11 protein-coding genes are annotated in these 14,004 nt (G+C 71.4%); 8 read left to right on the top strand and 3 right to left on the bottom strand.

Annotated elements, in window-relative coordinates; all coding sequences use genetic code 11:
* Positions 1-33: 33 nt before the first annotated feature.
* Positions 34-1,425, top strand: a complete 1,392-nt coding sequence (locus ABNF97_RS00490; protein ID WP_349337260.1) for a condensation domain-containing protein — start codon at positions 34-36, stop codon at positions 1,423-1,425.
* A gap of 64 nt (positions 1,426-1,489) precedes the next feature.
* Here ABNF97_RS00490 and ABNF97_RS00495 read toward each other — a convergent pair whose 3' ends face one another.
* The 3 genes from ABNF97_RS00495 to ABNF97_RS00505 all read right to left on the bottom strand — a co-directional run bounded on the left by ABNF97_RS00495 (position 1,490) and on the right by ABNF97_RS00505 (position 6,248).
* Positions 1,490-3,361: an ABC transporter ATP-binding protein gene (locus tag ABNF97_RS00495; protein WP_349337261.1), complete on the bottom strand. Its 1,872-nt coding sequence runs from the start codon at positions 3,359-3,361 to the stop codon at positions 1,490-1,492.
* On the bottom strand, positions 3,358-5,280 hold the full coding sequence (locus ABNF97_RS00500) for an ATP-binding cassette domain-containing protein (protein ID WP_207230496.1): 1,923 nt from the start codon (positions 5,278-5,280) through the stop codon (positions 3,358-3,360). The genes ABNF97_RS00495 and ABNF97_RS00500 overlap by 4 nt, the downstream gene beginning before the upstream one ends.
* A 392-nt stretch (positions 5,281-5,672) precedes the next feature.
* Positions 5,673-6,248, bottom strand: coding sequence for a ferritin-like domain-containing protein (locus ABNF97_RS00505; RefSeq protein WP_130462572.1), 576 nt, complete (start codon positions 6,246-6,248; stop codon positions 5,673-5,675).
* Positions 6,249-6,410: 162 nt separating this feature from the next.
* On the opposite strand from ABNF97_RS00505, the gene ABNF97_RS00510 reads away from it, so the two are divergent.
* The 7 genes from ABNF97_RS00510 to ABNF97_RS00540 all read left to right on the top strand — a co-directional run bounded on the left by ABNF97_RS00510 (position 6,411) and on the right by ABNF97_RS00540 (position 13,942).
* On the top strand, positions 6,411-7,250 hold the full coding sequence (locus tag ABNF97_RS00510; protein WP_349337262.1) for an MEDS domain-containing protein: 840 nt from the start codon (positions 6,411-6,413) through the stop codon (positions 7,248-7,250).
* Positions 7,247-8,206, top strand: a complete 960-nt coding sequence (locus ABNF97_RS00515) for an anti-sigma factor RsbA family regulatory protein (protein WP_349337263.1) — start codon at positions 7,247-7,249, stop codon at positions 8,204-8,206. Before ABNF97_RS00510 ends, ABNF97_RS00515 begins: the two co-directional genes overlap by 4 nt.
* 30 nt (positions 8,207-8,236) lie before the next feature.
* Positions 8,237-8,731 (top strand): GNAT family N-acetyltransferase, encoded by a 495-nt coding sequence (locus tag ABNF97_RS00520; protein ID WP_130462574.1) that lies wholly within the window; start codon positions 8,237-8,239, stop codon positions 8,729-8,731.
* Positions 8,732-8,855: 124 nt separating this feature from the next.
* Positions 8,856-9,332, top strand: coding sequence for a formate dehydrogenase subunit gamma (locus ABNF97_RS00525; protein WP_349337264.1), 477 nt, complete (start codon positions 8,856-8,858; stop codon positions 9,330-9,332).
* Positions 9,329-10,912: a formate dehydrogenase beta subunit gene (locus tag ABNF97_RS00530; RefSeq protein ID WP_349337265.1), complete on the top strand. Its 1,584-nt coding sequence runs from the start codon at positions 9,329-9,331 to the stop codon at positions 10,910-10,912. The genes ABNF97_RS00525 and ABNF97_RS00530 overlap by 4 nt, the downstream gene beginning before the upstream one ends.
* Entirely contained in the window at positions 10,909-13,722 is a 2,814-nt protein-coding gene (gene fdhF / locus ABNF97_RS00535) for a formate dehydrogenase subunit alpha (protein ID WP_349337266.1), read from the top strand. The genes ABNF97_RS00530 and fdhF overlap by 4 nt, the downstream gene beginning before the upstream one ends.
* A 1-nt stretch (position 13,723) precedes the next feature.
* Complete coding sequence (locus ABNF97_RS00540; RefSeq protein ID WP_130462577.1) at positions 13,724-13,942, top strand: formate dehydrogenase subunit delta; 219 nt, start codon at positions 13,724-13,726, stop codon at positions 13,940-13,942.
* Positions 13,943-14,004 lie beyond the last annotated feature (62 nt).

A 14,004-nucleotide genomic window follows, 5' to 3' on the forward strand; every position in this document is an offset into this window, starting at 1 on the left:
AACCGTGGGCAGGGGATCGTCGGAGGGCTTCTGATGTCACATGTTCGAACGATCTCCGTGTCCGGGGCCGTCACCGGTACTGCCCCGCTGACCTGGGGGCAGCGGGCGATCCTGCGGTCGATGGAGTGGGTGGGTGACGACGTCGGCTACTTCAACATGGGCTACCGGGTGGCGGTACCGACCGGGACCGACGTCGACGACGTCGTTGCCGCGCTGCGGACGGTGCTGGTGCGCCACGCTGCGCTGCGTACCCGGTTCGTCGAGACAGCCGGCGAGATGCGTCAGGTCGTGGACGGCGCGGGTGCGATCTGCCTCGAGGTGCACGAGGTGTCCGCGGACAAGGTCGCCCCCACGGTGCGGGACCTGCACGAGCAGCGCCGGTCGATCGAGCTCTGGCCGGAGCGCGACTGGCCACTGCGGGCATACCTGGTGACGGCTTCCGGCGGTTCCTCGGTGCTGCTGCTGGTGCTCAGCCATCACGCGGTGGACGGCGCCGGAGCACTGCTGCTCGTCGCCGAACTCGAGCGACTGCTCGGCGGCGGGTTGCAGGACGTCACCGAGGAGCCGGCGAGCCTTCTGGACATCGCGGCGGAGGAGGCCACGACCCCGCTGCTGCGGCGTCACGCACGCGCGCTGGAATACTGGCGACTCGCCCTGACCGACGCGCCGACGACGCTTTTCGACTACCCTGCCCACCCCGCCGCGCAGCCGAGGTTCCAGGCGCTGATGATGGCATCGCAGGCCGTGACCCTGGCCGCCGACGAGATCGCCGCGCGCCGACGGGTCACGAACTCGACCGTCCTGTGCGCGGCCGCGGCCTGCGTGCTGGGCCAGGTGACCGGCCATACCGATCTCGCCATGCAGATCATCGTCAACAACCGGTTCGACACCAGACGGCGCGGCGTCGTCGGCACGTTCGCCCAGGACGGGCTGCTCCGGGTGGATCTTACCGGACGGTCCTTCGACGAGGCGGTCACCGCGACGCTGGGCGGGATGCTCAGGGCGTACCAGTCCGGGTACTACGAGCCGCACGCGATTCGCCGGCTCCGCGCCGACCTGGCCCGGGAGCGTGGCGCGGAGATCGACATCAGCGCCTACTTCAACGACGTCCGGCCGGCCGACCTCCGGCCCGCGACGGGGCCGAACGTGACCGAAGAGCAACTTGCCGCGCTCACCAGCGAGACCACCATCGTCGAGGCGGGAGGGTGGCCACGGGTGGACGCGACATACTTCGTCACGACGGGCGTACAGGGCTCGGCCACCACCGTCCAGCTGCTCGCCGACACCACATTCGTGCCGCTTCCCGACATGCGGCTGGCGTTGTCCGGAATGGAGCGTCTGCTGGTACGTGCCGCCACCGCCCAGGTGTCCGCGGCCGACATCGGCACGGTCACCGGCGTGCGGGCCGTACGGACCCGCCGGTGACCAGCCGCTGCCGGGCCCCCTCCCGGTGTGCACGGACCCGCCGGTGACCGCCGACCCCGGCCGCTCACCCGTAGACCCGGGCCTGCAGACGGAACAGTTCGGCGTAGAGCCCGTCGCGCGACATGAGCTGCCCATGGTCGCCGAGTTCGACCACGTGTCCACGGTCCAAGACGATGATCAGATCCGCCTCGCGCACCGTCGAGAGGCGGTGCGACACGAAGAGGGTCACCGCACCGGCCTCCTTCCGGGCCTGGCGCGCCGCGCTGTGGAACCGCTGGAACAGGGCGTGTTCCGCTGGCGCGTCCAGGGCGGCCGCCGGTTCGTCGAGTGCCACCAGCAGGGGGCGCGGTCGCATGAACGCGCGGGACAACCCGAGCCGTTGCCACTGCCCGCCGGACAGCTCCGCCCCGTCGCCGAAGTCTCGGCCGAGTAGTCCGTCCAGACCGCCGGGCACCCGCCGGGTCACCGACTCGGCGTCGGCGGCGGTGATGGCGGCGGTGATGGCGGTGTCGTCGCCGACCGACGGGAGATGGCCGACGCCGACGTTCTCCCGCAAGGTCAGCTGTAGCCGGGCGAAGTCCTGGAAGAGGGTCGACATTCGCGACCGCCACTGCTCGGCGGCGGCGCCGGTCAGCTCGACGTCGTCGACGAGCAGTCGGCCCGCGCTCGGTTGGTAGAACCCGCAGAGCAGCTTGACCAGAGTGGACTTGCCCGCGCCGTTCTCGCCCACGACGGCGACGGTCGCACCGGCCGGGATCGTGAGGGTGACGTCGCGCAGCGCCGGCCGGGCGTCCTCGGTGTAGCGCACGGTGACGCCGACCAGCCGGACTCCGCTGACCAGACGGTCGGGCAGGACGCCACCGGGCGGCACCCGCCCCGGCGCGGACGGTCGAGCTCCGGTGGTGTCACGGGCGGCCGGCCGCCGCATGGTCCGTTGGGGCACGATCGGCACGGTCGACGGCGAGGCGGCTGCCGCGCGGCGACGCAACAGGTCCAGGCGTCGCACCGTGTGGCCGGCCGCCTGCAACGTTCCCAGAAGGCCCAGCGCACCGGCGACCTGCGTGGAGATCTGCATCGCCAGGGTGACCAGCAGCACGACGTCGCCGATGCTGGCCTCTCCGCGCCCCGCCCGCTGCACGACCAGCAACAGGGTGCCGCCGTACACGCAACCGAAGGTCACCTGCCCGAGAGCGCGCAGTCCCGCCGCCGCGTGGTGCGCGCGGGCCAGCACGGCGGTCGTGGACGACCAGTCCGCATCCTGCCGTGCCATCAGGAACCTGGCGGCTCCGGTGAGCCGGATCTCCTTCACGGCGTCCGCGGAAGCCGCGAGATCCATCAGGTGGACGGTGGTCCGGATACGCCCCGTCTGGCCGCTGCGAGCCCGGTCGACCAGATCCTGGGCATACCGGGACAACAGCACCGGCGGCACCGCCGCCGCCGGCAGCAGCGCAAGCCAGGGATCCACGAGCGCGAGAACAGCGGTCGTCACGGCCAACTGCACCGCGATGCCGAGCAACTGGAGTACGGCCTCCAGGGCTGGCCTCGTCTGGTTGACGTCTTGGCGTACGAGGGTGAGCGCGTCGACGAACCGGGGATCGTCGAAGTGTCGCAGCCCGGGCCCACCGTGGGCGATGTCGAGCAGCTCCCGGTCGATCGCCGCCTCCTGCCGTTCGCCCAGCTCGTGATGGTAGAGGTGGGCGAAGTGGCCCATCATCAGCTCGCACACCAGCAGGGCGGCCAGTCCGACGGCGAGCCAGACCGCCGTACGCGCTGCTCCGGCGATCGCCGCGTCGGTCAGCTCCTTGAGCAACACGCCGATGAAGGGTGTGGCCAGATAACCCAGCAGCATCAGGGTGCCGGCTACGGCCAGGCGGGTCGGGTCGGTTCGAACCGCGAGGGCGAGCAGGTAGCGGATCGCGCGCAGCGGCCCGGTCACCGGTCCACCTCCGCCGTGCCCTGGCCGGCAGTCGCACCAGCGGACCGGCGAAGGTCTGCGGAGATATCGGCAGCGGCGGGGGCGAGGTCGACGAAGCGCCGCGCCTGCATGGCGAACATCTCCGCGTACCGGCCGCCGGACGCGACGAGGCTGTCGTGGTCGCCGTACTCCACCACCCGTCCCTGCTCCAGAACCGCGATGTGGTCGGCTCGGCGGACCGTCGAGAAGCGGTGCGAGATCACCAGGCTGGTGAGGCCGGCGGTGGTCTTCAGGAAGCGATCGAAGAATTCGGCTTCGGCCCGGACGTCGAGGTGCGCGGTCGGCTCGTCCAGCACCAGGATCGAGGCGCCGGCCCGCACCGCGAACAGCGCTCGGGCCAGGGCGACCCGCTGCCACTGGCCGCCGGACAGGTCCCGGCCGCCGTCCTGGTGCGAGTGCAGCGGGGTCGCCAGGCCCGCCGGCAGCTCGTCGAGGGCGTCCAGCACGCCCACCCGACGCGCTGCGTCGCGTACCGCCGGGAGGTCGTCGATGCGCATGGGCGCACCGAGTCCGATGTTCTCCGCCGCGGTGAGCTCGTACCGGATGAAGTTCTGGAAGATGACCGCGAGCTGCCTACGCCAGCTGTCGCCGTCCAGGTCACGCAGATCCCGGCCGTCGACGGTGACCGCGCCCTGGTCCGGATGGTAGAAGCCGGCCAGGAGCTTGACCAGCGTCGTCTTGCCGGCGCCGTTGAGCCCGACCACGGCGGTGGAGCGACCGGCCGGCAGGGTGACGTCGAGTCCGGAGAAGACCGGGCTGCCGCCGGGATAGCCGAAATGGACGCCCTGGAACCGGATCTCACGGTGCGGGGCGGTCGCCACGGCCCGGGCGACCGTACCGGCGGTCTCGGCCGGCTCACCGGGACCGGCAACCGGGTCGATTCCCGCCGCCTCCTGCGAGGCCCGCTCCACTCGTGCCTCGAGCTCGGTGAGCGCACGGTACGCCTGGACCCCGAACTGGGTCTGCACGTCCGACTCCGGGAAGAAGACACCGAACCTGATCGGGATGAGCACCGCCTGCGCGGCGATGGCGAGCTCGAGCACCGTGAGGGCGCCGCCCGCGCCCGCCTGCGCCAGATGGACGAGGGCGTACGTCGCACCAGCCAGGCCGGCCGCCGCGTAGCCGAGAAACGGTGTGGCCAACAGCCGCCGGCGTCCCGCCCACAGCGGACGCAGGTAGTCCTCGCTGGCCTTCCGGTGCCGCTCGCCGAGCCACCCGCGCAGGCCCAACACCCGAATCTCCTTTGCTGCCTCCGGCCCAGCCGCGAGACGGCGCAGGTACAGCACCCGGCGCCGGGCAGCGGCCAGGCCGTCCCACAGCGCCGCGAACCTGCCCAGCGAGCCGCGCTGCCCGAAGCGGACGATCAGCGCGCTCGCCCCGACCGCCGTCGCCGCCGGGCCACCGAGGACGACGGCGACGAGTGCGACCGCACCGACGAGCTGGCTGTAGCGGGCCACCAGCGCCAACGCGCCGGCTACCGCCCGCCCCGGCGTCGGCAGGTTGCCGTCGAATGCCGCTCGGATGTCCGCCAGCCTGTCGAGCGTCGACGGATCTTCCAGGGCGGAGATCGGTGCTCCCCGGAACGATCCGGCGAGCAGCCGTTGGATACAGCGCCCGTCGACGCGGCGGGTGATCACCTCACCCAGCGCCGGCTGGAACGGCGCCAGAATCTGTTGGACGAGGAAGCAGCCGAAGGCCGCGGCCAGCAGCGGCAGCTCGTCACCGCCCGAGGCGAGCCGGTCCAGCATGGCGCTCATTCCGACCAGGAAGCCCAACGGCAGCACGCCGATCGCAACGTTGAGCAGCACGGCGACCACGGCGGGCGGACCCGCGTACCGCAGCAGCCTGGCGACTGCCGACCATCGTTGGTGACTCCGCAACGATCCACCCACATTCCAGCAGACATGACGACAGCGACGACGACAGAGATGACGACGCGGAAAGCTTCACAGCTTTCGTATCGGGATAGCCGACCGTCGCTGTTCGGGCCTGTTCGGAACTGTTCGGACCGGCGCCGTCGACGGGCTGGATCGGTTCCACACCGACGTCAACCATCCTGACCAGCCTGCCGGCACCGTCCGGGGGTCGGGCGGGCGGCAGGTCGACCAGGACGACGGCGGCACGCCGGCCACGGTCCGGCCACCGCGGAACACGGGCACGGTCGCCTTCCGGCCACCCGACCCGCTACGGCCGGCGGGTGTTCACCGGCAACACCGGCTGGCCCGCCGGCCAGGTCTTCCGAACTGTGGGTCTATCCGAGCCGGCGCCCCGATCAGGTCCGGGCCAGCGGCGTCTCGACCAGGTGCTCGGCGAGGAACCAGGCCTGCAGTTCACCGGTCCGGAGCACGCTGGACACCAGCAGGTCGTTGCTGCCGTCGTCGCCCAGCTCGGCCACCCGTCGGGCTGCGTCGCGGACGTCGATCAGGATGATCTCGTGCGCCTCGAGCAGCCGGGAGAGCATCACCGGCACCTGCTCGGCGCCGTCGGGCGACCGGGGGATCCGGGTGATCTCGGCAACGTGCCTCGGGTCGCCGACCGCCACCCCGCCGAGCGTCTGTACCCGTTCGGCGATCATGTCGATCAACGCCAACTGCTCGCCGGCGTGCTTGTCGAGCAGCAGGTGGAGTTGGTAGAAGGTCGGCCCGCGCATCAACCAGTGGTGCTTCTTGTAGAGCGCGTACAGGATCTGGCTGTCGGCCAAGACCCGGTTGAGCCGCTGGCAGGAGTACATCCGGGCGTCCGAGGAGAGCCCGAGGGGGAACTGCCGAACGGTGCCGAACTCCTGAATTCGCCCGTCGTGCTGGTGCAGCCACGGTTGGCTGCCCATGGTGTGACTCGGACCGCTCATCGCGCGCCCCTTCCGACCGGCGACGGTGCTAGGAGACAGGCGCCTACCCGGCCGTCGTGGCGACAAACCAGGAAAGCTGGCCCAGGTCAGGCCCGACCGGACGGTCTTCGGTCCGTTACCCGGCGGGTGACCGTCGGGCTCGCGCGGCCTAGACTCTCGGGTGTGGGTACGGGCATGATCAACCCTCGTGCGGTCGTGCCGTACGGTCATGTCTGCTGGTCCTACGACGATCCGGCGGCATTCGAGCGCCGGGCCCGGCGGTTCCTCGCCGATGGTCTCGCCGCCGGTGAGCGGGTCTGGTACGTGGCGCCGGGGCCACCGGAGCCGGTCGTCGAGCGGCTGGCCGGGCTGGTCGGGTTCACCGAGGCGCTACGCCGGGGCGCCGCCCTGGTGCCGGGGCTCGACTCGACGTATCCGGGCGGCGTCATCGAGCCCGTTGAGCAGGTCCGGCGCTTCACGGCCGCGACCGAGGAGGCCCTCGCCGCCGGTTACACCGGACTGCGGGTGGTGGCAGACGTCACACCACTGGTGCGCACTCCGGCCCAACTCAGGGCGTTTGCCCGTTATGAACATGCCATCGACCGGTACATGCGACTGCGGCCCCTCGCCGGCATGTGCGGCTACCATCGGGCCGCGCTGGGCGACCGGACCATCGCCGAGCTGGCTTGCCTGCACCCGGTGAGCAACGTTCCCGACGTCCTGTTCCGGCTCTACGCCTGCCACCCCGGGGACGGCGCGGCGGCGCTGGCGGGGGAGCTGGACACCCTCAACCACGAAATGTTCGCCACGGCGCTGGAGCACGCCGACCTGAGCCCGGTCGGCGGTGAGCTGGTGATGCGGGCCGGCGACCTGCGGTTCATCGACCACAACTGCCTGACCCGGCTGCACGACTACGCCGGAGTCCGGGACGCCACCGCCGTACTGCGGACTCCGTGGACCGCCGCCGCCCGTCTGGTCGAGTTGCTCGGGCTCTCCGGAGTCCGGGTCGAGGCGGCGCGATGAGGACGGGCGCCGGGGCCGGGCACGAGGGCTACTACCACGAGGCCGTGCCCTACCGCTCCGACGAGGAGCTGCTCGCCGTCGTACTGCCGTTCCTGCTCGGCGGCGTCTCGGCCGGGGAACCGACGGTGGTCGCCCTCGGCGAGCGGACGGCGACGCTGGTCCGGGCCGCGCTGCCCGCCGGCTCGGGGGTCACCTTCCTGCCCGGCGGTGACCTCTACGCCCGCCCGGCCGTCGCGATCCGCTCCTACCAGCGGATGCTGGCCGGATACCTCGCCGAGGGCGCCCGGCAGATCCGGATCGTCGGCGAGGTGCCGCCGGCCGCGCTCGGGGTGACCTGGGACTGGTGGGCCCGCTACGAATCGGCGATCAATCACGCGTACGACAGCTTTCCGCTCTGGAGCATGTGCGCGTACGACACCCGGATCACCCCGTCCGCGGTGCTCCGGGACGTGCTGCGTACCCACCCGCGGGTGGTCACGGCGGACGGCCGTCGCCCGAGCGAGACGTACACCGAGCCGAAGGCGTACCTGTCGGAGGAGCGGTCGCCGGTACCGGATCCGCTCCAGCGGACGCCGCCGCTCGTCGAACTCGTCGATCCGTCACCCACCCAGGCCCGGCAGGCGATCCACCAGGTCGACTCCGGACTGCTCCCGACCGACGAACTCGAGGACCTGGTCGTCGCCGTCAGCGAGGTGGTGACCAACGCGCTGCGGCACGGCCGCCCGCCGGTCCGGTTCCGGCTCTGGGTCGGCGCGGATCGGGTGGTCGTCGCGGTCAGCGACGAGGGGGGCGGTCCGACGGACCCGTTCGCCGGGCTGCTGCCGACGGCCGACGGCGGTGCGGGCGGGCTCGGTCTGTGGATCACCTACCAGTCGTGCAACCACGTGGCGCTGCACCGCGGCCAGGGTGCCTTCACTCTCCGGCTCACCGCCGGAAACCCGCACTTCACCGACTGAGGCCAGGCCCGTCCCGACCGTGACCGGAGGATGCCGATGCGGATCCGGGTGATGGAGCCGGCCGACGCCGCCGCCGTACTGGCGATCTACCAGGCCGGGCTGGACACCGGCCAGGCCAGCTTCGAGACCGCCGCGCCGACCTGGCCGGCGTTCGACGCCGGGCGGCTCGCCGCGCACCGGCTGGTCGCGGTGGACGACGAGGGTACGGTGCGCGGCTGGGCGGCGGTCAGTGCGGTCTCCAGCCGGGCCGTCTACGCCGGAGTGGTCGAACACTCCGTCTACGTCGATCCCGCCGCCCAGGGCAGGGGCGTGGCGCGGGCCCTGCTGGACGCGTTGATCGCCTCGACCGAGGCGGCCGGGATCTGGACGATCCAGTCCGGGGTGTTTCCGGAGAACGTCGCCAGCCTGACCCTGCACGAGCGGGTCGGCTTCCGGGTCGTCGGCGTACGGGAGCGGGTCGGGCGGCACCACGGCAAGTGGCGGGACGTGGTGCTGCTGGAGCGGCGCAGTACCGCGGTCGGTTGACCCTCCGCGGTGGCCGCCGACCGTGCCCGCGCGTCGGCCGGACGCCTGTCGCGCGATATTGCATACGGTATCCACAGAGACGTATGGTGGAGGTCCAGTCGGCGCGAGTGGAGGTGGGATCACCGTGGCCAGTCCGGACCCCTCGGTGACGGATCGGGTGCGCGCGCTGGTCGCGGCGCATCGTGGTGATCGTGGTGCGCTGTTGCCGATCCTGCACCGGATCCAGGCCGAGTTCGGCTACGTCGACCCCGACGTCGTGCCGGTCCTGGCCAGCGAGCTGAACATCTCCCGCGCCGACGTGCACGGGGTGGTCACCTTCTACACCGACTTCCGGGCCGAGCCGGCCGGGCGGACGGTGCTGAAGCTCTGCCGGGCCGAGGCCTGCCAGTCGGTCGGCGCCGAACAACTCGTCGGGTACGCGGAGCGGACCCTGGGCGTCAAGATCGGACAGACCACATCGGATGGTTCGGTCACCCTGGAGCAGGTGTTCTGCCTGGGCAACTGCGCGCTCGGCCCGGCCGGACAGATCGACGAGCGGGTGCACGGGCGACTCACCCCGGCCCGGCTGGACGCCCTGCTGACGAAGGCGGTGCAGGCATGACGGCCCCGGTGACGGTCTACGTACCCCGTGACTCGGCCGCCGTCTCGGTCGGCGCCGACCTGGTCGCCGCCGAGATCGAGCGGGCCGCGGCCGAGGCCGGCCGGGTGGTCCGGGTGGTCCGGAACGGATCACACGGCATGCTCTGGCTGGAGCCGCTGGTCGAGGTGGTCACCGAGCGCGGCCGGATCGGGTACGGGCCGGTCGAGCCGGAGGCGGTCGCCGACCTCGTCGACGCCGGACTGCTCGACGGCGCCGACCACGAGCTGTGCCAGGGCGTCGTCGCCGAGCTGCCCTGGCTGCGCGACCAGACCCGGCTCTGCTTCGCCCGGGTCGGCGTCACCGACCCGCTCAGTCCGTCCGACTACCTCGCACACGGCGGTCTCGCCGGGCTGCGCCGCGCCCTGGAAATGAGCCCGGCCGAGGTGGTCGCCCAGGTCACCGAGTCCGGACTGCGCGGCCGGGGCGGCGCCGGCTTCCCGGCCGGAATCAAGTGGAAGACGGTCCTGGACACACCCGGCGAGCTGAAGTTCGTCTGCTGCAACGCCGACGAGGGCGACAGCGGCACCTTCGCCGACCGGATGCTGATGGAGGGCGATCCGTTCACCCTGATCGAGGGGATGACCATCGCCGCGCACGCGGTCGGCGCCACCGAGGGCTACCTCTACATCCGCTCCGAGTATCCCGACGCGGTACGGACGATGGGGCAGGCGATCGGGGTCGCCAGGGAACAAGGCTGGCTCGGCGGCGACATCCTCGGCACCGGGCTCCGCTTCGACCTGCACGTCCGGGTCGGCGCGGGCGCCTACATCTGCGGCGAGGAAACCGCGATGCTGGAGAGCCTGGAGGGCAAGCGCGGCATGGTCCGGGCCAAGCCGCCGATTCCGGCGATCACCGGTCTGTTCGGCAGGCCGACCGTGGTGAACAACGTGCTCACCCTGGCCTCGGTGCCGACCATCCTCGCCGACGGTGCGGCGGCGTACCAGGCGCTCGGGGTGGAGCGGTCCCGGGGCACCCAGGTCTTCCAACTGGCCGGCAACGTCGCCCGGGGCGGCATCTTCGAGACCGCCTTCGGGATGACGCTGGGCGAGCTGATCCACAGCTACGGCGGCGGTACCCGCACCGGCCGGCCGGTCCGCGCGGTCCAGGTCGGCGGCCCTCTCGGGGCGTACCTGCCGGCGACCGGCCTGGACCTGCCGATGGAGTACGAGGCCTTCGCCTCGGCCGGCGCGATGCTCGGCCACGGTGGCATCGTGGTCTTCGACGACAGCGTCGACATGGCGGCGATGGCGAGATTCGCCATGGAGTTCTGCGCCGAGGAGTCCTGCGGCAAGTGCACCCCCTGCCGGGTCGGCGCGGTCCGGGGCGTCGAGGTGATCGACAGGATCACCGCCGGCCAGGACCCGGACGGAAACCTGGCCCTGCTGGGTGATCTATGCGAGCTGATGACCGAGGGGTCGCTCTGCGCGATGGGCGGCCTGACACCGATGCCGGTACGCAGCGCACTGCTGCACTTCCCGGACGACTTCACCGCCGGGGGGGAGCGGTCCGCCGGCCGATACGAGGAGGCCACACCGTCATGAGTCTGCTGAAGGAACCAGACCTCGGCACCCCCGCCCGGCCCGGCCCGGCGACCGTCACCGTGACCGTCGACGGCCATCCCGTCGCGGTCCCCGAGGGCACCTCGGTGATGCGGGCGGCGGCGCTGACCGGGATCGACATTCCGAAGCTCTGCGCCACCGACAGCCTGGAGGCGTTCGGCTCCTGCCGGCTCTGCCTGGTGGAGATCGACGGCCGTCGCGGCACTCCGGCCTCCTGCACCACCCCGGTCACCGAGGGCATGAGCGTACGCACCGAGTCGCCGAAGCTGGCGAAGCTCCGGCAGGGCGTGATGGAGCTGTACATCTCCGACCACCCGCTGGACTGCCTCACCTGTTCGGCCAATGGCGACTGCGAGTTGCAGGACATGTCCGGAGTGGTCGGGCTGCGCCAGGTCCGGTACGGCCAGGACGGCGCCAACCACCTCGACGAGAAGACCGACTCCAGCAACCCGTACTTCGACTTCGAGGCGTCCAAGTGCATCGCCTGCTCCCGCTGCGTGCGGGCCTGCGGTGAGGTGCAGGGGACGTTCGCGCTGACCATCGCCGGACGCGGCTTCGACTCCAAGGTGTCGGCCGGCGGCACCGACTTCATGAGCTCCGAGTGCGTTTCCTGCGGCGCCTGTGTGCAGGCCTGCCCGACCGCCACCCTCCGGGAGAAGACGGTGGTGCAGCTCGGCATGCCGACCCGGACCGTCGTCACCACCTGCGCCTACTGCGGTGTCGGCTGCTCCTTCAAGGCCGAGTTGCGCGGTGCCGAGCTGGTCCGGATGGTGCCCTACAAGGACGGCGGGGCGAACGAGGGGCACTCCTGCGTCAAGGGCCGGTTCGCGTTCGGCTACGCCAGCCACCCGGACCGGATCCTCACCCCGATGCTCCGGGAGAGCATCACCGACGAGTGGCGACCGGTCGACTGGGAGACCGCGATCTCCTACACGGCGGGGCGGCTCAAGGAGATCCAGGCCCGGCACGGGGTCGGGGCGATCGGCGGCATCACCTCCTCGCGTACCACCAACGAGGAGGTCTACGTGGTGCAGAAGATGATCCGGGCCGCGTTCGGCAACAACAACGTGGACACCTGCGCCCGGGTCTGCCACTCGCCGACCGGGTACGGACTGAAGCAGACCTTCGGCACCTCGGCCGGTACCCAGGACTTCCGCTCGGTGGCCGAGGCCGACGTGATCATGGTGATCGGTGCGAACCCGACCGACGCACACCCGGTCTTCGCCTCCCGGATGAAGCGCCGGATCCGCGAGGGCGCCAGGCTGATCGTCATCGACCCGCGCCGGATCGACCTGGTCCGGTCGCCGCACGTCGAGGCGACCCACCACCTCCAGCTCGCCCCCGGCACCAACGTGGCGGTGGTGAACGCGATGGCCCACGTGGTGCTCACCGAAGGGCTGGTGGACCGGGCCTTCGTCGACGAGCGCTGCGAGGACTTCGACGGCTGGGCCGAGTTCATCGCCCGGCCGGAGAACAGCCCGGAGGCGGTCGAGGACCTCACCGGGGTACCGGCCGAGGAACTCCGGGCGGCGGCCCGGCTCTACGCCACCGGCGGCAACGGTGCCATCTACTACGGGCTCGGCGTGACCGAGCACAGCCAGGGCTCGACCATGGTGATGGGGATGGCGAACCTGGCGATGGCGACCGGCAACATCGGCCGGGACGGCGTCGGGGTCAACCCGCTGCGCGGGCAGAACAACGTGCAGGGCTCCTGCGACATGGGGTCGTTCCCGCACGAGCTGCCCGGCTACCGGCACACCTCCGACGACGTCGTCCGGGGCGTCTTCGAGAACATGTGGGGACGCGAGCTGCTGGCCGAACCGGGGCTGCGGATCCCGAACATGTTCGACGCGGCGATCGACGGCAGCTTCCGGGCGCTCTTCGTGCAGGGCGAGGACATCGCCCAGTCCGACCCGAACATCACGCACGTGCATGCCGCGCTGGAGGCACTGGAACTGCTCGTGGTGCAGGACCTGTTCCTCAACGAGACGGCGAAGTTCGCCCACGTGTTCCTGCCCGGCACCTCCTTCCTGGAGAAGGACGGCACCTTCACCAACGCCGAACGCCGGATCAACCGGGTTCGGCCGGTGATGCCCCCGAAGACCGGCAAGCACGAGTGGGAGATCGTCGCCGAGATCGCCGAGGCGATGGGCTATCCGATGCGGTACGACCACCCGAGCCAGATCATGGACGAGATCGCCGCGCTCACCCCGACCTTCGCCGGGGTCTCCTTCGACAAGCTGGACAAGCTGGGCAGCGTGCAGTGGCCCTGCAACGACGGCGCGCCGGAGGGCACTCCGATCATGCACATGGACGGCTTCGTCCGGGGCCGGGGCCGGTTCGTGCAGACCCCGTTCGTGCCGACCCGGGAACGGAGCACCCGGAAGTTCCCGCTGATCCTGACCACCGGGCGGATCCTCAGCCAGTACAACGTGGGGGCGCAGACCCGGCGGACCAGTAACGTGGCGTGGCACCCGGAGGACGTACTCGAGATCCACCCGCACGACGCGGAGGTCCGGGGCATCAACGACGGTGACGAGGTCACCCTCGCCAGCCGGGTCGGTGCCACCTCGCTGCGCGCGGTCCTGACCGACCGGGTGCCGGTGGGGGTGGTCTACACGACCTTCCACCATCCGGTGACCGGGGCGAACGTGGTCACCACGGAGAACTCCGACTGGGCGACGAACTGTCCGGAGTACAAGGTGACGGCGGTGCAGGTCGGCCTGAAGAGTCCGTCGGCACCGGCCGGGGCTGCCGAGGCGGAGACCCGGCTGCCGGCGATGGCGGACTGAGATGTCGGCCAACACCACCTCGGCACAGGTCAGGCTCGCCAACGAGATCGCCGTGCACTTCCGGCACCAGCCGCCGGGCGAGGCGGCGGCGGCGATCGCCGCACACATTCGGGCGTTCTGGGATCCCCGGATGCGGGCCGACCTGCTGCGCCGGGCGGAGACCGAACCGGACGCGCTCGATCCGCTCGCCCTGGCCGCCGCCCGGTCGCTCGATAGCTGACGGCCTCGTTCCAGCCGCGCGTTGACCCGGCTGAATCCGGTCAGAGCGCCTTGCGTACGGTG

The sequence above is a fragment of the Plantactinospora sp. B6F1 genome, assembly GCF_040120695.1.
Classification (GTDB): Bacteria; Actinomycetota; Actinomycetes; order Mycobacteriales; family Micromonosporaceae; genus Plantactinospora.